General features: G+C 70.7%; 16 protein-coding genes. 13 read left to right on the top strand and 3 right to left on the bottom strand.

Annotated features, from left to right (window positions below):
- Positions 1–167 precede the first annotated feature (167 nt).
- Positions 168–509 carry a YciI family protein gene (locus ACTOQ2_RS28240; protein WP_440103584.1) on the top strand — a complete coding sequence of 114 codons (342 nt, stop codon included), beginning with the start codon at positions 168–170 and terminating at the stop codon, positions 507–509.
- 48 nt (positions 510–557) lie between these two features.
- Positions 558–2,762 (top strand): sigma-70 family RNA polymerase sigma factor, encoded by a 2,205-nt coding sequence (locus ACTOQ2_RS28245; protein ID WP_440103729.1) that lies wholly within the window; start codon positions 558–560, stop codon positions 2,760–2,762.
- A 41-nt stretch (positions 2,763–2,803) separates the two neighbouring features.
- Here ACTOQ2_RS28245 and ACTOQ2_RS28250 read toward each other — a convergent pair whose 3' ends face one another.
- Positions 2,804–3,880: a TRM11 family SAM-dependent methyltransferase gene (locus tag ACTOQ2_RS28250; RefSeq protein WP_440103585.1), complete on the bottom strand. Its 1,077-nt coding sequence runs from the start codon at positions 3,878–3,880 to the stop codon at positions 2,804–2,806.
- Between the two features lie 554 nt (positions 3,881–4,434).
- On the opposite strand from ACTOQ2_RS28250, the gene ACTOQ2_RS28255 reads away from it, so the two are divergent.
- On the top strand, positions 4,435–5,094 hold the full coding sequence (locus tag ACTOQ2_RS28255) for an HAD family hydrolase (protein ID WP_440073636.1): 660 nt from the start codon (positions 4,435–4,437) through the stop codon (positions 5,092–5,094).
- A 180-nt stretch (positions 5,095–5,274) separates the two neighbouring features.
- Here ACTOQ2_RS28255 and ACTOQ2_RS28260 read toward each other — a convergent pair whose 3' ends face one another.
- The gene (locus ACTOQ2_RS28260) at positions 5,275–6,243 is read right to left on the bottom strand and encodes an aldo/keto reductase (RefSeq protein ID WP_440103587.1); all 969 of its coding nucleotides are present in this window, start codon (positions 6,241–6,243) and stop codon (positions 5,275–5,277) included.
- A 424-nt stretch (positions 6,244–6,667) separates the two neighbouring features.
- Between ACTOQ2_RS28260 and ACTOQ2_RS28265 the strand changes: the two genes are divergently transcribed.
- A complete protein-coding gene (locus tag ACTOQ2_RS28265; protein ID WP_440103589.1) occupies positions 6,668–7,981 on the top strand; it encodes a hypothetical protein in 1,314 nt (437 codons plus the stop codon).
- 130 nt (positions 7,982–8,111) lie between these two features.
- Here ACTOQ2_RS28265 and ACTOQ2_RS28270 read toward each other — a convergent pair whose 3' ends face one another.
- Complete coding sequence (locus ACTOQ2_RS28270; protein WP_440103591.1) at positions 8,112–9,335, bottom strand: alginate lyase family protein; 1,224 nt, start codon at positions 9,333–9,335, stop codon at positions 8,112–8,114.
- Between the two features lie 374 nt (positions 9,336–9,709).
- On the opposite strand from ACTOQ2_RS28270, the gene ACTOQ2_RS28275 reads away from it, so the two are divergent.
- The 9 genes from ACTOQ2_RS28275 (at position 9,710) to ACTOQ2_RS28315 (ending at position 23,788) form a co-directional block, all read left to right on the top strand.
- The gene (locus ACTOQ2_RS28275; protein WP_440103592.1) at positions 9,710–10,747 is read left to right on the top strand and encodes an IS110 family transposase; all 1,038 of its coding nucleotides are present in this window, start codon (positions 9,710–9,712) and stop codon (positions 10,745–10,747) included.
- Positions 10,748–10,945: 198 nt separating this feature from the next.
- Positions 10,946–11,326 (top strand): effector-associated constant component EACC1, encoded by a 381-nt coding sequence (locus ACTOQ2_RS28280; RefSeq protein ID WP_440103594.1) that lies wholly within the window; start codon positions 10,946–10,948, stop codon positions 11,324–11,326.
- Between the two features lie 37 nt (positions 11,327–11,363).
- Entirely contained in the window at positions 11,364–15,752 is a 4,389-nt protein-coding gene (locus ACTOQ2_RS28285; RefSeq protein WP_440103731.1) for a caspase, EACC1-associated type, read from the top strand.
- 328 nt (positions 15,753–16,080) lie between these two features.
- On the top strand, positions 16,081–16,956 hold the full coding sequence (locus ACTOQ2_RS28290) for an NAD-dependent epimerase/dehydratase family protein (RefSeq protein ID WP_440103596.1): 876 nt from the start codon (positions 16,081–16,083) through the stop codon (positions 16,954–16,956).
- Between the two features lie 49 nt (positions 16,957–17,005).
- The gene (locus ACTOQ2_RS28295; RefSeq protein ID WP_440103598.1) at positions 17,006–18,256 is read left to right on the top strand and encodes an enolase C-terminal domain-like protein; all 1,251 of its coding nucleotides are present in this window, start codon (positions 17,006–17,008) and stop codon (positions 18,254–18,256) included.
- 46 nt (positions 18,257–18,302) lie between these two features.
- Positions 18,303–20,270, top strand: coding sequence for a substrate-binding domain-containing protein (locus ACTOQ2_RS28300; protein WP_440103600.1), 1,968 nt, complete (start codon positions 18,303–18,305; stop codon positions 20,268–20,270).
- A gap of 319 nt (positions 20,271–20,589) precedes the next feature.
- Positions 20,590–21,996 carry an ABC transporter substrate-binding protein gene (locus tag ACTOQ2_RS28305; protein WP_440103601.1) on the top strand — a complete coding sequence of 469 codons (1,407 nt, stop codon included), beginning with the start codon at positions 20,590–20,592 and terminating at the stop codon, positions 21,994–21,996.
- On the top strand, positions 21,993–22,967 hold the full coding sequence (locus tag ACTOQ2_RS28310; RefSeq protein ID WP_440103603.1) for a carbohydrate ABC transporter permease: 975 nt from the start codon (positions 21,993–21,995) through the stop codon (positions 22,965–22,967). Before ACTOQ2_RS28305 ends, ACTOQ2_RS28310 begins: the two co-directional genes overlap by 4 nt.
- Entirely contained in the window at positions 22,964–23,788 is an 825-nt protein-coding gene (locus ACTOQ2_RS28315) for a carbohydrate ABC transporter permease (RefSeq protein ID WP_440103605.1), read from the top strand. Before ACTOQ2_RS28310 ends, ACTOQ2_RS28315 begins: the two co-directional genes overlap by 4 nt.
- Positions 23,789–23,790 lie beyond the last annotated feature (2 nt).

Genomic DNA, 23,790 nt, shown 5'->3' on the forward strand with positions numbered 1-23,790 from the left:
TCTGAGCTGCGATGATCTGGATCGGGCACGCATTCCCTGTCACATGACATTCCCTGTCACATCAGGTCGCCGCCCAGGTAGGGCGGTGTGTGTCGATTTCCGGTCGCTCCGTTCGACGCGTGGCCGAGGACCGGCGAGGATCGGTCACCCGGACACCTGAAGGAGATATGACGATGCGGTTCCTGATGACGACCAAGGGCAGCGACGACATGGCACCCCCGAGCGAGGCGATGCAGGCCGAGATGGCCGCCTTCGTCGAGGAGATGACCAGGGCGGGAGTGCTGCTGGCGACCGGAGGCCTGGACCCGGCCGGCACCCACATCTCGTCCTCCGGCGGTGAGATCACCGTCACCGACGGGCCGTTCACCGAGGCGAAGGAGGCGATCGTCAGCTTCGCGCTCGTCGAGGCGCGCTCGAAGGAGGAGGCCGTCGAGCTGGCCCGGCGCTTCTGGAGGATCGTCGGTGACGGCGAGGGGGACATCCAGCAGGTCTTCGGCCCGGAGAACTGACCGGACGCTTGCGTAACCGGTCCGGAGGGTGCTCTGATCGGGCACGTGATGTCCGGGGACGCCCACCGCGCGGTCGACGCGGTCTGGAAGATGGAGTCGGCGAGGATCGTCGCCGGGCTCGTCCGGATGCTGGGCGACGTGGGGCTGGCCGAGGAGCTCGCGCAGGACGCGCTCCTGGCCGCCCTCGAACAGTGGCCGGGGGCGGGCGTCCCGGACAACCCGGGCGCCTGGCTCATGGCCGTCGCCAAGCGCCGCGCCATCGACCACCTGCGCCGCGAGGAGCGGCTCGGCCTCAGGCACGAGCAGCTCGCCCACGACCTCGCCACCCGGCGGGACGCCGCGGGGACCGCGGGAACCGCCGAGGCCGACATCGACGCGGCCCTCGACGACGAGATGGGCGACGACGTCCTGCGCCTGATGTTCGTCTCGTGCCACCCGGCGCTGCCCGCCGAGTCCCGGGTGGCGCTGACGCTGCGGCTGCTCGGCGGCCTGCGCACCGAGGAGATCGCGCGCGCGTTCCTCGTCCCCGAGTCGACCGTCGCGCAGCGCGTCGTCCGGGCCAAGCGCACCATCGCCACCCTCCGGCTCCCCTTCGAGGTCCCGGAGGGTCCGGACCGGGCGGCGCGCCTGTCGTCGGTCCTCGGGGTCGTCTACCTGGTGTTCAACGAGGGGTACGCGGCGAGTGCCGGCGACGACTGGATGCGTCAGGACCTCTGCCAGGAGGCGCTGCGCCTGGGCCGCCTGCTGGCGAGACTCGCGCCCGGCGAGGCCGAGGTGCACGGCCTGGTCGCGCTGATGGAGCTCCAGGCGTCACGAGCGGCCGCCAGGACGGGGGCGTCGGGGGAGCCCGTCGCGCTGCACGAGCAGAACCGCGGGCGCTGGGACCAGCTGCTCATCCGCCGGGGGTTCACGGCCCTGCTGCGCGCCAGGCAGTGCGCCGCGCCTCTCGGCCCGTACGTGCTGCAGGCCGCCATCGCCGCCTGCCACGCGCGGGCCCGTACGGCGGAGGAGACCGACTGGACACAGATCAACGCCCTCTACGAGGCGCTCGCCCGGGTGCTGCCCACTCCCGTCGTGCAGCTCAACCGCGCGGTAGCGCTTGCCATGGCCGACGGCCCGGAAGCGGGTCTGGCGCTCGTCGACACGCTGGTCGGCGAGCCGGTGTTCAAGGGCTACCACCGCCTGCCCAGCGTGCGCGGTGATCTGCTGGCCAGGCTCGGCCGCCACGAGGAGGCCCGGCGGGAGTTCGAACGGGCCGCCGCCCTCACCCTCAACGGGCCGGAACGCGCCGTCCTCACGGGACGCGCCGCGGCCTGCGCCGACATCGCCGCGCGGAGAGCGGCCGAGTCGGGAGCGGCCGGATCGGGAGCGGCCGGATCGGGAACGGCAGGGCCTGAGTCGGCCGGATGCGATCCGGCAGGGCCGGGGGCGGTCACCCCGGAAGGGGCCATCCCGGGGAGGGCCATTCCGGGAAGGGCCACGCCGGGGGCGGTCGTCACCCTGGCCGAGGCCGCGACCGCCTTCCTCGCCCGTGACGACCTGGACGCCGCGACCGTCCGCTCCTACCGCCAGACCATGAACCGGCTGCGCCGCGACCTCGGCGACGACATCCCGCTGCCGGACGTGAGCGCCGCGCGGGTGACGGAGGTCTTCGGCGCCGCGTGGGGAGACGCGGCCCCCGCCACGTGGAACCGCCACCGCGGGGCCGTCCGCTCCTTCTGCGCCTGGGCAGCCGGCCAGGGTCCGCCGGCAGGCGATCGGGGCTCGGCGGCCGGCGGTCCGGGCGGTGGAGCGCACCGTGACCTGGCCGCGGGACTCGGGCGCAGGCCCGAGCCCCGGGGACGCACCCATCCCATGGACCGGTCGCGGGTCGAGGCGCTCTGGGAGCGTCAGGACATCGCCCCGCGCGAGCGCGCCCTGTGGCTGCTGCTCCACGAGAGCGCGGCCGGAGCGGGCCCGGTGCTCTCGCTCAACGTCGAGGATCTCGACCTGTCCGGGCGGCGCGGGAAGGTGGCCACCGGATCCGGCTGGGTCCACTGGCGCTCCGGTACCGCCGAGATCCTCCCGCGGCTCGTCGCGGGCCGTCGCCGGGGCCCTCTTTTCCTGTCCGACCGCAGGCCCGGTCCCGGCCGGCCTCCGAAACCCGCCGACCTGTGCCCGGAGACCGGCCGCCGCAGGCTCTCCTACGAACGGGCCGAATACCTGTTCAAGCGGGCCACCGGCCACACCCTCGACCAGCTCAGGACCCGGTAGGACTCCGTCCGGCGCCCTTCCGCCGGACGGAGTCCACGGCATTACGACCCCCTTCGCTCGCCGGGCGCCGCGAACTGGACGAGGAAGGGCTGCGCGCCGGAGATCCGGACGCGCTGGACGCGCAGCGGGACGAACCGTCGCCGGATCCCGGCCGCGATGTCCCCGGCGTCGGGAAGCAGGACCACGGCCATGCCGCCGGGCGCCAGGACACGGCTCAGCTCCGCCCACCAGTGCGAGGAGGAGCCGGAGAGCCGGCCCCGCGCGGCGACCTGACCGTTCCAGGGGGGATTGCACAGGACGCGGTCGATGCCGCCGCCCGGTAGCGGCAGGTGACCGGCATCGGCCCGGTCGATGGAGATCGGCAGCCCCGCCGCGTTCTCCTTCGCCGCCCGCAACGACTCCGAAGCCAGGTCGAAGCCGTGGAAGCGGGCCCGCGGCTGGTGGAGCCCGGCCTCGATCAGCAGGGTTCCGGCGCCGCAGCAGGGGTCGAGGACCGTGTGTCCGGGGTGGATGTCGGCCATCCGTGCCATCGCGGCGGCCAGCGGAGGATGCAGGGTCCCCGGGATGGAGCGCTGTTTGTAGGCGCGCCGGTGCAGGGGCCGGTCGGTGATCCTCAGCATGAGGGTGGCCCGCGTGCCGTCGAGGGTCAGCCGCCACCCGCTGTGCGCGGGTGGGGGACCGGCGCCCGCCCGCCGCGAGTGGTAGCCGATCCCCAGCCGCCGCGCCAGGACCTGACCGACGGCGTCCTCGGCGTCGTACCGGTTGAAGGTGCGCCGGCCCAGGAACGACGCCGACACCTCGACCCCGGTGACCGCGCCGGAACCTCCCTGCTCCTCCCGCAGCCGCATCAGCGTGCCGAGGTCGGCGGTCTCGGCGAGCTGGGCGAGCACGGTGAGATCACGCTTGGTCGTGCCGATGTCGGGCCGTTGCGCGGCGAGCAGGAACACGTCGTCCGCCGTGCTCAGCCCGAGCACTCCCGGCTCCGACCCGAAGGTGCGGAAGTGGACCTCGCGATGCCCCAGATGAGTGACCGTTCCGAGTCCGAGCTGGAGGATCTCGGCCGCGACCGTCGACTCCAGCCCGTGAACGCACCGCGCCACCAGGCGCGCCGCCGTCACGAGACGGCGAGGGCGCTGGGACGCGGTGCGGTGAGAAAACTCGCGCGAATGCGCATAGTGATCGTTCTTCTCCCACGTCAGCCCGGGACGGCGCTACGCCGCCCCGCGTCGTCGACGACGGGGGTGTGCCTCGCTTCGCCGACGGGGGCTTAACGCAGGTTGAAGAAGAACGAGTACGTCATGACCGAGAATTCTAGCGATCGGAGCGGCGTACGCAACCGGAGGCGGGGGCGGGTCCGCCCCCGCCGAGCCCCGTCCCGCTCCCCGAGCACGCTTCGAAGACCATCCCGTGCGGCGCGGAAAGGCCCGCCGAGGGCCGGACACCGGTGCAGGATGGAGAATCTGCCATCTCATTGTTCATAACATTTCTGACCTTGGTGATTGAGAGGCGGTGAGTCACCGGGGTGGATGGTCGCGGCGCTGAGGGCGACGCTGTCCGGGCCGCGGAAGACACCCGCGCCGCTTTCTTCGCAAAGCGCGGCAGGCAGGTTCTTTCCCCAATCCCGGGAACACCGCTCCGAATGGCGCCGTACGGGCGGGGGCACATCCCCCACATGGCCGACACCGCCATCCTCGATATCGACGGCACCCTGGTCGACACCAACTACCAGCACGCGCTCGCCTGGTTCAGGGCGTTCGGGCGCTACGACGTGTGGCTGCCGGTGTGGCGCATCCACCGGCACATCGGCATGGGCGGGGACCAGCTGGTGGCCGCCCTCGCCGGTGACGACGTCGAGCGGCGGCACGGCGACGCGCTGCGCGACGCGTGGGTGGAGGAGTTCGACGTGTTCCTCGACGACATACGGCCTTTCGAGGGAGCCACCGAACTCCTGGACGAGCTCGGCGGGCGCGGGTTCACCGTCGTGCTGGCCTCGTCGGGCAAACCCCAGCACGTCGAGCACTTCCTCGACCTCATCGACGGCCGGTCACGCTGCCGGGCGTGGACCACGTCGGAGGACGTCGAGGCGACCAAGCCCGCGCCCGACCTGCTCCAGGTGGCACTCGCCAAGGTCGAGGGCGCGTCGGGTGTCGCGGTGGGAGACTCCACCTGGGACTTCCTCGCCGCCCGCAGGGCGGGCATCCCCGGTATCGGGGTCCGCACCGGAGGCTTCTCGCCCGAGGAGCTTCGCGAGGCCGGGGCCGGCCACGTCTTCGACTCTCTTCCCGAGCTGATCGGCGATCTCGGTCGCACCCCGCTGCGCGCACCTCCCTGAGAAGGGGGATTCCGGGCCCGGCGTGCTCCTGTGCCTGGCACGGCCCTGGGTTCGGCGTGATTCCGGCCCGGCGTGATTCCGGCCCGGTGCGATCCGGGCCCGGTGCGATCCGGTCCCGGGCGTGCGGTCCCGGGCAGCGTGGCCCTCGGCCTGGCGCGGTGTGGCCCCGGCCCGGCGCGGTCAGCTCCAGGGCAGCGCGCCGCGCTTCGCCCAATAGTCTTCGGGCTCCTCCGCCAGCCCGGCGAGCCGCTCGTCAAGCTCCGCGTCCCAGCCGATCCCGGCCGCGGCGAGGTTGTCGCGCAGCTGCCCGGCCGAGACCGCGCCGCTCAGCACCACTCCCGCCCACGGCCTGGCCAGTACGGCCGCGAGGGCGAGCGCGTCCGGCGTGGTGTCCCGCTCGCGCGCGGCGGCCGCGAGCGCGGCGGGGGCCGCGCGAACGGTCAACCGGCCGTTCGCCACCCCCTCCTTGACGATCACGCCCATCCCCGCCTCGTGCGCTCGCCCGAGCGCCTCACCGGCCGAGCGCTCCAGCAGGTTCCACGTCGACTGCACCGTGTCGAACAGCCCGGCTTCGATCGCCCGCCCGATGGTGTCCGCCTGGCGCGGCCCGCTCGTCGACAGCCCGACCGCGACCCCCTCCGCCCGCAACGCGCGCAGCCCGTCGAGCACGTCCTCGTCGTCGAGCACGCCGCTCTCGACCGTCGCCGAGTGGATCTGGTAGAGCGACAGATGCTCGCCGAGCAGCGCGCGTGTCTGCTCCAGCTGGACGCGGAACCGGTCGGCGGTGAGCTCCTTCACCTCGTGCCGCTCGGCGTCCAGCCGCCAGTCACCGACGTAGGCGTATCCCCACTTCGAGCCGACCGTGACGGCCCCCGGGGCGATCCCGCGCTCGCGCAGCCACCCGGCGAGGAACTCCTCCGCCCGCCCGTACGAGCGCGCCGTGTCGAGGTAGCGCACGCCGGCCGCCCACGCCGCGTCGAGCACGGCCCAGGTGCGCGACCGCATCGCGGCGACGTCCCGGTCGTCGCCGAGGTCCTCGGCACGGCCGAGCGTGATGTAGGCGGGACGGCCGAGGGCCGCCAGTCCCAGGCCGAGCGGTGTCACGGACAGGGCGGTCTGGCCCAGCGGGCGTCGGACCAGCGCGTTCATCTCGCCAATATAGCGATCACGGCGCCCGGGAACGCCCGGGAACGTTCGGGACCGTTCCCGGGCGTTCGGACGTGGGAAGGTCCTCGATCTCCGCCGCGCGTACCGTGCCGCGACGCTCCGTGTCACCGATCGGCGTCACCCCGCCGCGCCCCGCGGCACCGCGCGGTCCCCGGCGGTGGCTACCATCGCCGGGACCTCGCGTGGCTTTGTATATCGAAGCGGTTTTATGTTTTCTTTTTTCTCTCGCGGAGGTTTGACCACCTCTCGAAAGACGCTTCCTCCTCGCAACGAGGGAGCCTTGACGTGCTTTCCTTACAAATCACATAATTTCTGGACTTATGGAGACGCAAGGCTAAAAGTAGAAAACAGCCGACTCCACAGGGATACGGGGAGATACTCCGGCCGGAGCGGTTCTGGAGGGCTCATGGGGAAGTGGCGGGCCGTGATCGTCGCGGTACTGGCGCTGTTCGTTCTGGGTGCGGGGGCGCCGGCTCACGTGGCGGCCGAGAAGTCGTACGAGGTGTGGCTGGTCGACCAGTCCAATACCAACGGGCTCGCGCACGGCGGCACCGTCAGCGTCTACTCCGGACGGGACGTCACCAAACAGCTGTCGGCCACGCAGCCCGTCCACGTCATAGACCTGGGCGGCGCGACCTCGTCGCTCTGCCTGGCGAGGACCGGCAGCGTGCCCGTACGCCCGCACATGATCGTTTTCAACAAGGCCGACACCCACGCCGCGCTCGCCTTCGTCGCCAGCGGCCACGTGGTCGTCTTCGACGCCCGCACCCGGCAGCCGCTCACCTGCCTCCTCACCGAGGCGGGGGCGGGGGGCGTACGGCAGGCTCACGCCCTCTGGCCCACCGAGGACGACAGGTATCTGATCATCGCCAACCAGAACGGCAAGAAGCTGGAGCGCGTCAGCACCGACTACGCCTCGAACACCTTCGTCCAGCAGCCGGCCGCGACGATCGACCTGGCCGGTTGCGCCACCCCGAACGGCGCGCCGTGCCAGTCACCCGCGCTCCGGCCGGACAACGCGCCGATCTGCCCGTTCATCGCCTCGGACAACGGCCCGGTCTTCGTCAGCCTGCGGGGCGGCGGGATGCTCGTGGTCGACTGGCACACGACGCCGATGTCGATCGTGGGGGAGTACGACGCGACCAGGATCCCGGCGAACGGGTGCGGGTTCATCGAGGCGAAGGGCACCGTCTTCGGCAACGGGGGCGGGGGCACGCACAGCAACCTCGACCAGTTCAGCGTCTTCCGGCTGCCGATGAGCGGCTACTCGCCCGCGAACCCGCCCAACACCCCGGCGGTCCAGTTGCTCTTCAACGACGACTCGCCCGAGCGCGACGCCCACGGCGTCCTCGCGTCCGCCGGGGAAGGGTACGTGTGGGCCGGTGACCGTGACGCCAACGTCGCCGAGGTCTTCGACGGGGCGAGCGGCGCCCACGTCGACACCGTCGACCTCGTCTCGCCGTTCAGCGCGGACCCGACGGTCGACCTCTTCGCGGTCTCTCCCGACCACAAGTGGGCCTTCGCCTCGACGCGAGGGCCGAACCCGCTCTCCGGCGACCCGCACTCCTCCCACGGGAGCGACCCGGGAATGCTGATCCTCAGGCTGACCGGCAACGGCAAGAAGGGCACGGTCGAGGGCCTGATCCGGATCTCCAACGTGGACGCCGGCGGTGTCCAGCGGGCCGACGCCCACGGCATCCGGGTGCGGCTCACGGACTGACCGGAGCGGCCGGTTCCCCGGCCCCCCGGGAGCATCTTCCCGGGGGGCGGGGGGTACGCCTGACGCGAGCTCTCACGCGCGGGAGGGGCCGGCCCGGTCGAAACCGGGCCGGCTCCTCGGGGGATCGGTGTCAGCTGGGGTTGGCGGCGTGGGTCAGGGTCTCCCAGGCGACGAAGAGGACGTTCGTCCCGGCCGGGCGCTGCTGCTCGGTGAGACGCTGGGTGTTCGTCATCGCGATGCCCATCCGGGTGTTCAGGGCGTTGAAGCCGACCTCGGTGATCGGGCCCAGCCCGAGGTGGAGGGTGCCTCCGCACAGCGAGGACGGCACGGCGGCGCCGAGCTGGTACTTCGCCTGCATGCCCAGCGCGTGGCGCAGCCGCTCGCTGATCTCCGGGTAGAGGTCCTGCCCCTGGATCCTGGTGGTCTCGGCGAAGTGCGAGATGGCCGACAGCCCGTACCCGGTGTGGGTGAAGTCGCGGCAGGTCTCCTGGGTGAGGCCGTCCATGAAGGTGGACTGGCCCTGCCAGTAGTTGATGATCTCGGCGCGGGTGTCGATGCCGCTCCCCGGAGGCGCTTTGGGGAGCGCGCCGTCGGACGAGATGTAGATGAAGGCCGGCACCCGCCCGCGGAACTTGGCCACGGCCTTGTCGTAGCTCACCCGGTCCTCGAGGAAGACGGAGATGCCGAGCGCGGCCTCCATCATGCTCAGTTCCCAGTTGCCGTTGCTGTTGGAACCGTTGATGATCTTCGGCAGGTAGACGGTGCGCAGCATGGTGGAGAAGCGGCTGACGGAGGCGGCGGACCAGCCGGTGTAGGTGTAGCGGATGATCTCGGCGGCCCTGGGCCACGAGGATCCGGCCCATCCGGTCTGCAGCGGGGCGTTGCTGTTGGTGTGGTCCCTGATCACCGCGGACCAGGCGTCCATGATCTGGATGGCCTTCTGGGCGTACCTGCTGTCCTGCGTGATGTACCAGGCCAGCGCCATGGTGTACGCGGCGAGCGCGTCCTGGCGCTCGTCGGTGCAGCCGTTGTTGGGGTTGGAGTAGGAGCCGCACTCCACGATCGCGCGCGGCTTGGGGGTCCGCGACAGCGACGCCAGGGAATGCCCCATCATCTGGTCGAAGGCACCCTTCCACGGCTGGGCGCCGGCGTTGACCTTCGCCCGGATGAAGTCGAGCTGTGGCTTGCTGACGAGGACTCCGGGGTGGGTGAAGGTCGCCGGGGCGGCCTGCGCCCGCGCGGCCGGGAGGTTCGGCGGCGGTGCGGCGCCGGCCGCGGGGGCGGAGAGAGTGGCGACGGCGAGAGCCGTAGCACCCAGGATCGCGGCTGCCGTCGTTCGGATGCGTCTGAGCATGTGGAGCTCCTCGCTGGCCTGACAGGCCAAGGGGGTGGCGAGAGGTCTCGGCCGGTGGCCTCGATGACCGCCCATCCAACACATCGCGACAACGGTCCGTCAATATCTTTAGGAAAGTTTCCTAACATTTAAAGGTCTTATCGGAGACTCTTATGGTGTTCTCCCTAAGGTCGATTTGTCTGGAGTGAGTCGCTCTGGATGCCCGGGGCGGCGGGGCGCGGCTGATGGTGTGTTGCCGCGGTTGTGGCTTGAAAGGAATGGCCGCCTCGTCGCCCTGGACGCTGATTGAGATCTGATGCGAATTGTCGCTGTTCAGGGACCTGCAGGCAGGGGCGTCCACGGGGTTGAGCTGCGAGAACGGGAAAGCGGGCCGGGTGACGGCGACGAGCGTGTGGATCGGTATCGACGCGGGCAAGACCAGCCGTCACGTGGCGGCGATCGAGGCCTTGGGAAAGAAGCTGCGGTCGGTGAAGGTGGGCGACGGCCAGCGGCAGATCGAAGAGCTGATCGAGCGTGCTGCGGCGAGCGTGGCCAAGACCGGCGGTCAGGTGGGGTGGGCGGTGGACCTGGTCAGCCCGACCGCCGCGTTGCCGCTGGCCATCTTGCTGGCCAACAGCCGGCACATGGTCTACGTGCCGGGCCGGGTGGTCAACGGCATGGCCGGGATCTTCCGCGGCGAGGGCAAGACCGACGCAAAGGACGCTCGGATCATCGCCGACACCGCGCGCATGCGCGGCGACCTGGCCGAGCTGACGGCCACCGACGAGCTGGTGGTCGAGACCGGCTTCCTCCACCGGCAGGGCGCGTGGCGCAAGGGCATCGATGCCATGGCCACCACCGCGCAGCAGAGCGTCGCACTGCCCGGCGAGGCCACCAGCGCGCTCCTGGTCAAGAAGCTGGCCCGCCAGCTGTTGGAACTGGATCGGGAGATCAAGAACACCGACAAGCTGATCACCAGCCGATTCCACACCCATCCGCAGGCGCACATCATCGAGAGTCTGCCCGGAATGGGCTCGCTGCTCGGCGCCCAGTTCGTCGTCGCCACCGGCGGCGACGTACGGGCCGCCTTCGCCCACGTGGGCCGGCCGGCCTCCTACGCCGGACTGGCGTCCGTGCCGCGCGATTCGGGCCGGGTCACTGGCAACAACCGTCGCCCCAAGCGCTTCAAACGGCCGCTGCGCCAGGTCTTCGCCATGGCAGCGCTGTCCGGCATCCGCGCCGACGGCCTCTCGCAATCCTTCTACCAGCGTAAACGAGACGAGAACAAGCTCCATGTCCAGGATCTACTCGCGGTGCGGGCGAATCCGCGGCCTCGTGATCCGGGCCTCGAGCGGGTCCCGGACACATTGCCGCTCCCTGTCGGTGTGCTGGCGACGCCGCGATCCGTCGTCCCCGGCCTCCCTCGTTCCTGATGCAAGCCGACCGACGTTGTCGATTCACCGCGTTTAGGTAACGGTTGCTGCTGTCCGCTAAACCATGATTAATCGGAAATAGTTCTCATATGGCTTATATCGGACGTCAGGGTTGTGAAATTGAGACCTTATGGCTGCCCTCCTTTGCAATGCTTACTTCGTCATGAAAGCGATACCCCGATTACCAGGTGAGGGCCCATGGATATCGTCGTGACCACGGACGCCGGTGCCGATCGGCTTCGTGAGCTCTACGCATGGCTCGCCGAGGAGGTGGAGATCCGTGGGCGAATGCGTGTGATCGAGCGGCCCCCACCACCGGGAGGTCTCGGTCCGATGGCGGAGGGCCTTCAGTTGGCTCTCGGTTCGGGTGGAGCGGTGGCCGCGTTGTCCGGTGTGGTGATCGCCTGGCTGCGGTCACGTCCTGGCGAGATTTCCGTCAAAATCACGAAAGGAAAAAATCAGCTTGAAGTAACAAGTAAGGGTGTGAAGGCACTGACCGCCGAAGGAGTCAGTGAACTGACGAGGCAACTCGCCGAGAGCCTGGAAGGAGAGCCCCCTCGTGGCGGCTCCAGGCGCTAGGCGGCTGCTCTCCGGTGAAGGGGTCAAAGTATTGATCGTGGGCTCCGGGGCCTACAGGAGGGAATCACGACTCAGCCCGATTCCCTCGGTCGGAAGAACGGTGACCGATCTGGGGGCGTGCCTGGTGGAGCGCGCGGGACTCGATCCCGCGAACCTGGAAACAATGGTGGACGCCGACGCGCCACAGCAGATCGCCGAAGCTCTCGAGCGAAGCGCGCGGGAGGCGTCCAAAGCCCTCGTCTTCTACTACGTCGGTCACGGACTGGTGAGCATCGACGGCGAGCTGCACCTGGCGACGGCCGCCACCGTGGACCTGACGGACAGAGTCGCGGGCTATCAGGCCCTTCCCTACTCCGTGGTCCGCGAGGTTCTCACCCGGAGCCATGCCCGGACCGTCGTGGTCGTTCTCGACTGCTGTTTCGCCGGCCGCGCGCAGGGGATATCCGGGAGCGCGGCCGACGACGCGTTCGACAACACCAGGTGGATAGGCTCGTACCTGCTGACCTCCACGAGCCGGGACGAGCTCGCCTGGGCGCCGCGGGATGAACGGCACACCGCTTTCTCCGGGGAACTCATCCGGATCATGACGGAGGGCGACCCCCTCGCACCCCGCCTGCTCACCCTGGACGATGTCTATCGTGTTCTCAACCGGGTCCTGAAACAGCGGAGGCTCCCTCCGGCTCGTCGCCAGGCGGCCGACGAGCTGGACCGGGAACCACTCGTGGACAACGCCTCCTACGCCTTTCCGCCGCCCCCTGAAGCCCCTCCTGCGATCGACGACGGCCAGCACAGCCCGTACCAGGGCTTGTCCTCCTTCGGGCCTGATGACACGGCGTACTTCTTCGGGCGCGAGCAGCTGACATTCTCACTGGCCCAACGGATAAGGGAACATACGTTCCCTGGTCGGCCATGGCTGGTGACCGGGCCTTCCGGGTCGGGTAAATCATCCCTCCTGCGCGCCGGGTTGATCCCGGCTCTGTCCTCAAAGCCGGGGCCGTCGGACGGAGAGCGTTGGTCGTGCGTTTACATGACTCCTGGAAACGACCCCTTCGAGCAGCTCGTACGGAAGATGTCCGCCGCCATGGGAATCGCCGGCGATGTCTTGCGCGCCCGGCTGGAGCACGCGGCCTCGCTCCGTGAAGACCTGGATCGGCCCGGAGAGGGAGCGGCGGATCCAGGGGCCGCACCATCTCGCGTGGTGCTGGTGGTCGACCAGTTCGAGCAAATATTCACCGAGTGCGATGACATCGCCCAGCGGCTCCTCTTCATCAGGGCGCTGGGAAGCGTGTGCGAGTCCCGGACTGTGACGGTGGTGATGGGTCTGCGATCCGACTTCTTCGGTCACTGCGCCGATCACCCGGAACTGCTGCCTGCTCTCCGGCACGCCGATGTGGTTCCTCCCATGACCGCGGCGGAGCTCCGAGATGTCATCGAGAAACCGGCTGAACTGGCCGGGCTGACCTTGGAGACGGGCCTGGCCAATCTGCTGCTGGAGGAGTGCGGCAGTGACAGCGAGATAGCGGCCAGGGGACCTGGAGGTGTTCTCCCCCTCTTGTCGCACGCCCTTCTGCAGACCTGGCAGCGCAGGCAGAACGGTGTCCTCACCCTGGCGGGATACCGCGCCACGGGAGGCATTGCGAAATCCCTGTCCCAGACTGCTGATGTCACCCTCGACGGCTTCCCCTCGACGGCCGAGCCGCTCGCCCGGCGCATGTTCGTTCGCATGGTGCGTCTGGAGGACGGCCTGGAGGACACCAGGCGCCGCGTACCGCTCACCGACCTGCAAGCGCACCTGGAACAGGAACAGCGGGCCGAGGCGGGCGACCTCCTCGGCAAGTTCGTCGACGCCCGGCTCGTTTCCGTCGACGGGGGCTTCGCCGAGCTCACCCATGAGGCGCTGATCCGGCACTGGCCGAGGTTACGGTCCTGGATCGACGAGGACCGGAGCGGTGTCCTGGTGCGCCAGCGCATCGAGGACGCCGCCTTGACATGGGACGCGAACGGAAGACACACGAGCTTCCTTGACCGCGGCCCGCGCCTGAACGAGGCCATGGCGTGGGCAGAGACCCGCACGGAGGAATTGGGCCCGCTCGCGTCGGAGTTCCTGCGGGCCGGTGTTCGCGCCCATTCGCTTGAGAAGGAGGCGGAAAGGCGCCGCGCCAAGCTCCGCCGTCAGGCGATCGTCTCGCTCGTGGCCCTGCTGGTCTTGGCGGTGACCGGCGGGGGGGTCGCCGTCAAGGCACGCTCGGACGCGGACAGGGACCGCGTCTTCGCCCTCTCCCGGCAGGTCGCCGCCCGTGCGGACGCGCTGCGCAGCCTCGACCCGTCCCTGGCCATGGGACTCAGTCTCGTCGCTTACCGCATCTCTCCCACCGAGGAGGCGGGCAACAGCCTGCTGTCCGTTTCCGGAACTCCGGCCGCGACACGACTGCTCGGTCACGACGGACCGGTGAGGAACGTGGCCTTCCGGCCGGATGCCCAGATTCTCGCAAGCGTCGGGGCCGATGACACCGTCCGCCTGTGGGACGTGTCTTTGCGACGGCAGGTCGCCGTGCTGCCGGGGGCGCGGCTCCCGAAGGGGGGGCCCGGCCAGGTCCTCTGGTCGCCCGACGGGGCGATGATGCTCGTGGGATCCATGGGAGAGGCCCCCTGGCAGCTCTGGGACGTCAAGAATCCCGGCGATCCCCGCCTGATCGGCCCGCTGACGCTGACGGCGCGGGCATGGACGGCCGCCGTCAGACCCGACGGAAGGGTGCTCGCGACCTCCGGCACCGAAGGCCCCACCATCTTGTGGACCGACATCTTCAAGGGGCGCCCGGTGGCCGTCCTGAAAGGGAATCTGGGAGGTGCCGCCGATCTGCTCGCTTTCGCACCCAATGGGCGGACCCTGCTGGAGGCGCCGATCATCTCGTACGCGGGACTGTGGGACGTGGCCGACCCTCGGAAGCCGGAGTTGACAGTCATAGTCCCGGACTCCTACGCCGCTCACGCCGCGGCCTTCTCTAGAGACAGCCGCCGGCTGGCGATCTCGGGCTTTCCCCAGCAGCTCAGCGTCTTCGACATCAAGAACACCGAGAGGGCGCAGAAGATCGCGAATCTGGAACTCGCCCAGGACACCAACCTCGCCGTGAGCCTCTCCTTCAACGCGGACGGATCCCTTCTCGGAGCCGCCAATCTGTCCGACAACATGGTCAGAATCTGGGACGTGGCCACGAAGCGGGTCGTCTTCTCCCTGTCCCATGTCGGCAATGTCCTGGCCGTTGACTTCGCCCCCGTGGGGAACTCGATCGCCACCGGGGGGAACGATGGGATCGTCAGGATCTGGCCACTCGACGCGTGGTCCATCGGAGTCCACACGAACATGGTGAACGCCGTCTCCTTCTCCCCGGACGGGAAACTTCTGGCGTCCTCGGGCATAGACGCCGTGCGGGTATGGAACGTCCCCGGAGGAACCGCGTTGCGGAAAGCATCAGAGGGTGAGGGGCAGTCGACCAACCCCTGGGCGACGCTCACCTTCGGCCCGGACGGAAGAACGCTGTTCACCTCCGACCAGATGCAGGACGGAACGCCCTACCGCCTCGACCGGCGTCTCGTGCCCGCCGAGGTTCCCCTCGTCAAGGGAAGCCGCGGCTGGGTGGGAGAGTCCACCTCGGGGATGGCGCTTCGCGGCGACGCGCGCCTGCTCGCGGTGACCATAGGGCCGCAGCGCAACACCGGAGAGGCGGTCGTCGATGATCCCCGGATCGAACTGTGGTCGCTTGACGGCCAAGGGCGCCGGCAGGCCGTGATGTCCGCTTGGTCGCTGGCGCGCGGCGACGAGCGTTCGACGCCGCTCTGCCTGGCGTTCGACCCCGCAGGGCGAACCCTGGTCGCGGGGACCGATGATGGGGCGATCCGCGTATGGGACGTGCGGGACCCGGCGCACCCTCGGGACGTCGCGTACGTCAGGACGGGAAAGACACAGATAAACAGCATCGCCTTCGCTCGCGGCGGCGAGGTGCTCGCCACCGCGTCCTTCAACGGGACGGTCCGGCTCTGGGACGTCTCCGGTGGTGTCCGGCTCACGCTGTCGTCCTCGCTGAACGACGCCAACGGGAATGTCTCTCGTCTGGCCTTCGACCGTACCGGTACCACGCTGGCCACTGTCGGTGATGACCGGCTGGTCCGGCTGTACCGGACGACGGATCCGCGCAACCCCGTGCTTCTCGCCACCCTCCAGGGACACACCGCGGCCATCCGAAGTGTCGCCTTCAACCCAGCTGACGACTCCATCGCGACCGCGGCGGAGGACAACACCGTGCGGCTCTGGGACACGAACAAGGACAGGATCGCCTCCAGGATCTGCGCGACCAGCGGAAGCTGGATCACCCCGGAGGAATGGCGGACGTATGTTCCCGGCGTGCCCTACAGTCCTCCCTGCCCATAAGCCTCGCGTGGACGGTTCCGGCATGCGCCGGGCGGCGTCCGTTCGCAGAACGCGCCGCGGGTCAGCCTCGATCTCTCGGGACGGTCCGTTGGTCGATCCGGTTTTCAGCTTGCCGGGCGACGGCGGGCAGGTTGGAGCCCGGCTGTTGCACCGGGTGGACGTCGTGACCGGCGGACACCAGGAGCGGGTGACGTCGCCCCGGGCGTGCTTCGGACGCGCCCGGGGCGCACCGCTATTGACACGGCAATGGCGGGGTAGCAAGCTGACTCCATATGTACAAATCGATTTGCGACACCAGTGCGTCCTTCCCGACCGCAGGTGGTGACGCATGAGTGAGGTTCCCGGGCGGGTCCTGGTGACAGGGGCCGCGGGCAGGCTGGGGCGGCTCATGCTCGACCTGCTCGCGCGCCGGGGCGTGGCCGTCACCGCCCTCGACCTCCGCGAACCGGGCGGGCCGGTGGCGGGACGGGTGGTCGTCGGGGACGTGGGAGACCCGGCGACGGTGCGCGACGCGCTCGACGGCGTGGACGCCGTCGCGCACTTCGCCGCGATCCCGGCCCCGGTCCTCGGCACGCCCGAGGAGGTCTTCTGCGGCAACACCCGGGCGACCTTCGTGGTCCTGGAGGAGGCGGGCCAGGCGGGGGTGCGGCGGGCCGCCATCGCGAGCAGTTACTCCGTGCTCGGCTTCCCCTGGGCCTCGCGCCCGCTGCACCCGGCCTACCTCCCGATCGACGAGGCGCTGCCCCTGCAGGTCGAGGACCCGTACGGGCTGTCGAAGCAGGCCGACGAGGCGACCGCGGCGATGATGGCGCGCCGCTACGGCATGACGGTCGTCGCGCTGCGCTTCCCCCTGCTCGGCGGGCCGGGCGACAAGCTCGACAAGCGTGCGCGGGAGTACGCGGAGGACCCCGGCTCCGGCGCCGCCGAGCTGTGGACCTACCTCGACGGCAGGGACGCCGCCCTCGCCACCTGGCAGGCGCTCACTCGGCCGATCGAGGGCTACCGCGCGATCTTCGTGACGGCCGAGGACACGCTGGCCCCGCAGCCCACCGAGGAACTGCTCGACCGCTTCCACCCCGGAGTCGAGCGGCGGGTCCCGCTGCCGGGCAGGGCCGTCCCCGTCGACCTGGGGGAGGCCAGGCGCCTGCTCGGCCTCACCGTCCGGTACCCCTTCCCGGTGCCGGACGCGGCGGAGACCGCGTGACCACCCTTCCCGTACCGGACGCCGCGGAGGCCGCGTGACATCCCTTCCCATGCCAGAGACCCAGGCACCCTGGCCCGCCAGGGACGCCCTCCGCGTCACGGGGGTCCGGCCGATCGTCACCGCCCCCGAGGGCATGCCCCTCGTGGTGGTCCGGGTCGACACCAGCGACCCCGGCCTGTACGGCCTGGGCTGCGCGACCTTCACCCAGCGCTTCCACGCCGTGGCCGCCGCGGTGGAGCACCACGTCGGCCCCCTTCTGATCGGCCGCCACCCCGCCGACATCGAGGACATCACCAGGATGGTGCACTTCTCCTCCTACTGGAGGGGCGGCCCGGTCCTGAACAGCGCCCTGTCGGGGGTGGACCAGGCGCTCTGGGACATCGCGGGCAAGCGCGCGGGCATGCCTGTGTACGAGCTCCTCGGCGGCCGGGTGCGCGCCGCGGCCGACACCTACCTGCACGCGGGCGCGGCCACCGTGGAGGAGACGATCGAGGAGGCCCAGGCGATCCTGGCGTCCGGGTACCGCCACGTGCGGCTCCAGACGGGCGCGCCCGGGCTCGGCCACTACGGCTCGCCGGGCTCGCCGGGCGGCTACCCCGGCTCCCCGTACCCCGACGGGTGGGACGTGCAGCGCTACCTGCGCGACACCCCGAAGCTGTTCGAGCGCGCCCGCCGGGAGCTGGGGGAGGAGCCGGGCCTGATGCACGACGTGCACTCCCGGCTCACTCCCAAGCAGGCGATCGCTCTCGCGCGGGCGCTCGAACCGTACCGGCTCTTCTTCCTGGAGGATCCGATAGCGCCGGAGTTCTACGACCGCCTGCCCGAGGTCCGCGAGGCCGCCCCGATGCCCATCGCGGCGGGCGAGCAGCTCAGCTCCGTCGCCGACGCGGCCAGGATCGTCCGCGAGGGCGGCGTCGACCTGCTGCGGCTGCACGTCTCGTCGGTGGGCGGGCTCACCCCCGCGCGCAAGCTGGTCGCGCTCTGCGAGCTGACCGGCGTGGGCACCGCCTGGCACTCGCCCGCGGACGTCTCGCCGGTGGGCGCCGCCGCCAACGTGGCGCTCGACGTGACCACCCCCGCCTTCCAGATCCAGGAGGGGCACCTGTATCCCGAGGCCGTCCACGAGGTCTTCCCCGGCACGATCGGTCCCGTCGACGGATACCTCTACCCGAACGACGCGCCCGGCTGGGGGATCGACCTGGACGAGGCGCTGGCGGCGAAGTACCCGCCGCTGGAGCACCTCCACGAGCGCTGGTCGGCCCGGGTGCGCCGGCCCGACGGCGGCATCGAGCCGCCCTGAGAAACTTATAGTGGGTGTAAGGAGTGTGTCGATGTAAGATCTGCCCATGGTCCCGGCACCCTCCGAGGAGCGACCCCCCACGCGGCGTGAGCGGAGGAAAGGGGAGACGCGGCGTGCCATCGCGGGCACGGCACGCCGCCTGTTCGCCGAGCGCGGCTTCGAGGCCGTGACGGTGGCCGAGATAGCGGCGATGGCCGACGTCTCGACCAAGACGGTCTTCAACCACTTCCCGGTCAAGGAGCAGATCTTCTTCGAGGCGGATCCGCTCGGGTGGCCCGCTCCCGAGCTGGCGCTGCGGGAGCGCGCGGCGGGGGAGCGGCCCGTCGACGCGATCCGCCGCGTCATGGCCCGGACCTCGCCCGACGCGGGGAGGGGCACAGGCGACGCAGGCGACGCGGCCGACGCGGCCGATGCCGGGACGGTCGCCGTCCACGCGCGGATCTACCGGGACAGCCCGGCGCTGCGGTCGTACTCCCGGGAGATGTTCGCGGGACAGGAGCACGCGCTGCGCGAGGCGATCGAGTCCGGCGCGGGAGCGGACGGCCTCGGCGCGGGAGGCCCCGGCGCGGGAGGAGGCCTCGGGGCCGGGGTCGTGGCCGCGCTCGTCCTGGCCGCCGTCCGCGAGGTCTGGGAGTCCACCCTGCTCAGGATCGCCGCCGGTGCCGCCTTCGAGGACGCCGCGGACCTCGGGCGCCGCGAGCTGGACGCGGCACTCGACCTCCTCTCCCGCGATCCGTCCGGCCGTGACCCGCTCCGTGACCTGCCGGACCGTGATCCGCTCGACCGTGACCTGCCAGGCCAGGAGCCGCGGGACCTCGCGCGTGGCGGCCCGCGGAAGGTCCCGCCCGCCGGGGCGGCGCGGCCCCCGGCGGATGAGCCCGCGCAGGGAGCGCGGCAGGCACGGCAGGCGCGGGAAGCACGGGAAGCACGGGAAGGTCAGGGGGCGGAGGGGCGCGCTGGGGCCGGAGGCGGGGAGGCCGGCGCCGCGGGCCTGGACGTTCGCGGGCCGGTCCGCGGTGACCGTCCCAGCATCACCAGGGTGGCGCAGCTCGCGGGGGTGAGTGCGACCACGGTGTCGCACGCGCTGAACGGGCGCCGCCCGGTGGCCGACGAGACGCGGCGGCGCGTGCTGGCCGCGATCGACCAGCTAGGGTACCGGCCCAACGTCCTCGCCCGCGGGCTACGCACGAGCAGGAGCCAGACGATCGGGCTGATCATCCCGGACATCACCAACCCCTTCTACCCGGCGCTGGCGCGCGGGCTCCAGGACGTGCTGGGACCGGCGGGCTACGACGAGATCATCAGCAACACCGACGGCGACCGGGAGCTGGAGCGCGCCGCCATCGAGCAGATGATCGCCCGGCAGGTGGACGGCCTCGCCTTCGCGGTCTTCCACACGCACGCCGAGGACCTGCTGCCCGTCATCGGGGCGGGCATCCCCGTCGTGCGGCTCGGGGGCCGCCTGGTCCAGGCCGGTGTCGACGTCGTGCACAGCGACGACGAGGGCGGGGCCGCCGAGGCCACCCGCTACCTGCTGGAACGCGGCTACCGCAGGATCGGCTTCGTCTGCGGCCCGCACGCGGAGGGGCCCGCGGCCGAGCGCGTCGCGGGCTACCGTTCCGCGCTGCTGGCCGCCGGCGCGGACGCCGATCCCCGGCTCGTGGCGCACACGCACTTCAGCCGGGCGGGCGGGTCCTCGGGCACCGCCCGCCTGCTCGACCTGCCCGAACCTCCGGACGCCGTGCTGTGCGCCAACGACATCATGGCCATCGGCGCGCTCGACACGGCCGAGGAGCGGGGGCTGCGCGTTCCCGCGGACCTGGCCGTCATGGGGTTCGACGACATCGAGGCGGCGAGCCTCGTCTCGCCGGGACTGACCACCATGGCCAACCCGGCCAGGGAGATCGGTCAGGCGTGCGCCCGTCGCCTGCTGGAACGGCTGCGGGGCGGGACCGCGCAGCCCTCCGCCGAGACGGTCATCCCGGCCAGGCTGGTCCGCCGCCGGTCGGCCTGAACGCTCCGCCGCGTGTGCCGCCGTCCCTCCTCCGCCCCGGCGTGACCCTTGACACGCGCTGTGTTGCGTGTAAGTTTCGGAACCAATCTTAACGATTTGCGCGGATGTCGCCCCGTGATCCGGATCCCCCCGGGGCACGGGCGAGAGCCCGGACTCATCCTCCGCGACCCCCCGAGGAAGTGACGATGCCGATGCCAACCGGCCCACACCGATCACCTGACCGCGCCCGCCGGGTGCCGGAGCCCGCCAGACGCGGGAGCACCGGACCGTCATGTGCGGACCGTGCCGCACGCACCGCAGCAGTGGGGAAGGAAGCGACATGAAGGCAGGCAAGCGGGTTCTCGCCGCCGGTCTGGCGCTCGCGGTGGGTCTCACCGCGGCCGCCTGCGCGGGCGGAGGGCAGAGCGGTGGCCAAAGCGGTGACCAGGGCGGCGGGCAGGCGGCCGCCGGCCAGACGCTGAAGATGTGGACGTTCAAGCGGACCCACGCCGACGCCCTGGCCAAGGCCGCCGAGCAGTTCAAGACCGAGACGGGCATCGCCGTCACCATCGAGGCGATCACTCCCGACGACGTGTTCGTCAGCAAGGTGCAGAGCTCCGCGCAGACCGGCGACCTGCCGGACGTGCTGGAGCTGCACGCGGGCGGCGAGGACCTGGAGGTCGGCTCCTCGGGCCTCCTGGTCGACCTGGCCGCCGACGTCTCCGACGCCTGGAGGCAGCGGCTGCTGCCGACCACCCGCGAGGCCGGGCTGATGACGCAGAAGCGGATCGACCTCGCGGCCAACGACTCGCCGTTCAAGCAGATCAAGGCGGGCACCCTGTTCAGCGTGCCGTTCACGGCCGGCGCGTTCGGCATCGTCTACGCGAACAAGGAGAAGCTGAAGGCCGCCGGGCTCGACCCGGACACGCCGCCGAAGACGTGGGAGGACTTCCTCGCCGCGCTCAAGGCGACCACGGACGAGGACCCCAAGCAGGGCGGCCTCTCCCTCGGCCTGAAGGTCACCCAGACCGGCTTCAACTGGGCCTACCAGCCGCTGGCCCACTCCTACCTGGGCAAGGAGAGGTTCCACGCGCTGTTCGCCAAGGACACCACGCAGGGCTTCGGCTCGCCCGACGGGATCAAGACGCTCGAGCTGTACAGCGAGCTCACCCCGTACTGGATGCCCGGGACGACGTCGCTCGGCATCGACGAGGCGGACGTCGCCTTCGCGCAGGGCAAGTCCGCCTTCAACATCGGCGGCACCTTCACCCTGGCGTTCCTCGCGCAGAACGGGATGACCCCCGACAAGGTGCTCGCCTTCCCGATCCCGCCGTCCTCGGAAGGGCTCAACAAGGAGATCGTGATGGCGCCGCTGGCGCTCACCTCCCTCGGCGTCACCGCCACCAGCAAGAACCGGGAGGCGGCGGTCAAGTGGCTGGACTTCGTGACCTCGCCCAAGGGCGCGGGCATCGTCGCCAAGACCTCGCTCGACCTGCCGGCGACCGACCTCGGCACAGAGGCGGAGACCCTGCTCGGGCCCGACCTCGCGTCGCTGCAGAAGTACTTCACCGGCGCCCCGGAGGCCACCTACGAGGCCGGTGACACCACCTTCTTCCCCTCCGACTACGACCAGGTCAAGCCCGGGAACCTGATGGTCAGGCTGACGCCGCTCAAGGAGGTCACCCCGCAGCAGGCCGGGCCGGAGATGGACAAGATCATGGGCTCCATGTGGAAGTCCACCAAGTGAGCACCCTCACCACCGAGGATCGCGCCGGGCGGCTCCCCGCGGAGTCGCCCCGTCGTGACCGAAGCCGCGGCCGGAGCCGCTGGGGGCGGTGGCTGACCGGGTGGGCCTTCGTCCTGCCCGCGGTGGCGCTGTTCCTGCTGATGGGCGTCTACACCATCGGCACCGGCTTCGCGCTGAGCTTCGCCAAGTGGAACGGGTTCACCCCCGAGTGGAAGTGGGTCGGCCTCCAGAACTACCTCGACCTGCTGTACGCCGACCCGGCGCTCGCCCCCGAGCTGCGCCGGGCGGCCTGGAACACCTTCCAGGTCATGGTGGCCGTCCCGGCGCTCACGGTGGCCGTCTCGCTCCCGCTCGCGGTCGCGCTGAACTCCGTCCGGCGGCTGCGCGGGGTGCTCCGCTCGGTGTACTTCCTGCCCTACGTCACCACCGGCATCGCGGTCTACTACGCCTGGCGCTACGTGCTGGAGCCCGACGGGGCGGTCAACGTCCTGCTGCGGTCCCTCGGTCTGGGCGGCCTGTCGCAGCCGCAGGGCTTCCTCGGCAACCCGGACACCGCGCTCCCCACGCTGATCCTGGTGCTGGTCTGGTCGAGCGTTCCCGTCGCCACCCTGCTCTACCTCAGCGGGCTGCAGGCCATCGACCCCAACGTGATCGAGGCGGCCCAGATCGACGGGGCCGCGCCTCGCCAGGTGATGCGCCGGATCGTCTGGCCGCTGCTGACGCCCCTCACCGCGGCCATCGTGCTGCTCGGCGTGCGGGACGCGCTGCACGGCTTCCAGATCTTCCTGATCGTCACGAACGGCGGGCCCGGCGGGCACACCGACGTGCTCGGCCTGCAGGTCTACCGGCTCTCGTTCATGAAGGGCCTCGCCCAGACCCTGGGGATGGCCAGCGCGCTGGGCTGGCTGCTCTTCGCCGGTGCCCTGTTGCTGACCCTGGTCAACGCGCGGCTGCTCAGGAGGATTCGATGATCGGATCGCGCATCGTGCGGACCGTCGCCCGCACCGCCCTGGTGGCGTACGCGCTCATCAGCCTGTACCCGTTCCTGTGGATGCTGTCGGGAGCGTTCAAGACCAGGGAGGAGATCCTGCGGGGCGGCAACCTCATCCCGGCCGACCCCACCCTGGACACGCTGGTGGCCACGTGGAGCCGCCTGCACTTCTTCGACTACTTCCTCAACAGCCTCCAGGTCACCGCGATGACCGTCGCCGGGGTGCTGGTGGTCTACAGCCTCGCCTCGTACGCCTTCGCGGTGCTGGACTTCCCCGGCAGGAAGGCGCTCTTCTGGTTCTTCGTCTCGCTGCTGTTCGTGCCGGGCATCACGGTGCTGCTCCCCGTGGTGATCCTGGAGAAGAACCTCGGCATCCTGGGCTCGCACCTGGGCCTGGTCCTGCCGTTCGTCAACGGCACCGCCCCGCTGACGGTGCTGCTGCTCACCAATGGTTTCAGCGGGATCCCCCGGGAGCTGCGCGAGGCCGCCCGCGCGGACGGTGCGCGGGAGTTCCGGATCTTCTGGTCGGTCTACCTGCCGCTCGCCCGGCCCACCCTCATCACGGTCGCCGTGCTGACCGCGGTGCCGACCTGGAACGAGTACGTCCTCACGCGGGTGTCTCTCAACGACCCCTCCCTCTACACGCTGCCGCTCGGCCTGGAGACCCTGCTGTCGGGCGACGTGCCGCACTACAACGAGGTCATGGCCGCGTCGCTGATCATCGTCATCCCGGTCATCGCGCTCTTCCTCCTTCTGCAGCGCTACTTCGTCAACGGGCTCGTGGGCGCGGTCAAGGGGTGAGG

Origin of the sequence: Streptosporangium sp. H16 (genome assembly GCF_051918855.1) — a bacterium.
In the GTDB taxonomy this organism is placed as follows: Bacteria; Actinomycetota; Actinomycetes; order Streptosporangiales; family Streptosporangiaceae; genus Streptosporangium.

What these genes read in the sequence shown, in the direction of transcription:
- ACTOQ2_RS28240 (WP_440103584.1), top strand. Translation starts at nt 168, where the DNA reads ATGACGATGCGGTTCCTGATGACGACCAAGGGCAGCGACGACATGGCA.
- ACTOQ2_RS28245 (WP_440103729.1), top strand. Translation starts at nt 558, where the DNA reads ATGTCCGGGGACGCCCACCGCGCGGTCGACGCGGTCTGGAAGATGGAG.
- ACTOQ2_RS28255 (WP_440073636.1), top strand. Translation starts at nt 4,435, where the DNA reads ATGGCCGACACCGCCATCCTCGATATCGACGGCACCCTGGTCGACACC.
- ACTOQ2_RS28260 (WP_440103587.1), bottom strand. Translation starts at nt 6,243, where the DNA reads ATGAACGCGCTGGTCCGACGCCCGCTGGGCCAGACCGCCCTGTCCGTG.
- ACTOQ2_RS28265 (WP_440103589.1), top strand. Translation starts at nt 6,668, where the DNA reads ATGGGGAAGTGGCGGGCCGTGATCGTCGCGGTACTGGCGCTGTTCGTT.
- ACTOQ2_RS28270 (WP_440103591.1), bottom strand. Translation starts at nt 9,335, where the DNA reads ATGCTCAGACGCATCCGAACGACGGCAGCCGCGATCCTGGGTGCTACG.
- ACTOQ2_RS28280 (WP_440103594.1), top strand. Translation starts at nt 10,946, where the DNA reads ATGGATATCGTCGTGACCACGGACGCCGGTGCCGATCGGCTTCGTGAG.
- ACTOQ2_RS28290 (WP_440103596.1), top strand. Translation starts at nt 16,081, where the DNA reads ATGAGTGAGGTTCCCGGGCGGGTCCTGGTGACAGGGGCCGCGGGCAGG.
- ACTOQ2_RS28295 (WP_440103598.1), top strand. Translation starts at nt 17,006, where the DNA reads ATGCCAGAGACCCAGGCACCCTGGCCCGCCAGGGACGCCCTCCGCGTC.
- ACTOQ2_RS28300 (WP_440103600.1), top strand. Translation starts at nt 18,303, where the DNA reads ATGGTCCCGGCACCCTCCGAGGAGCGACCCCCCACGCGGCGTGAGCGG.
- ACTOQ2_RS28305 (WP_440103601.1), top strand. Translation starts at nt 20,590, where the DNA reads ATGAAGGCAGGCAAGCGGGTTCTCGCCGCCGGTCTGGCGCTCGCGGTG.
- ACTOQ2_RS28315 (WP_440103605.1), top strand. Translation starts at nt 22,964, where the DNA reads ATGATCGGATCGCGCATCGTGCGGACCGTCGCCCGCACCGCCCTGGTG.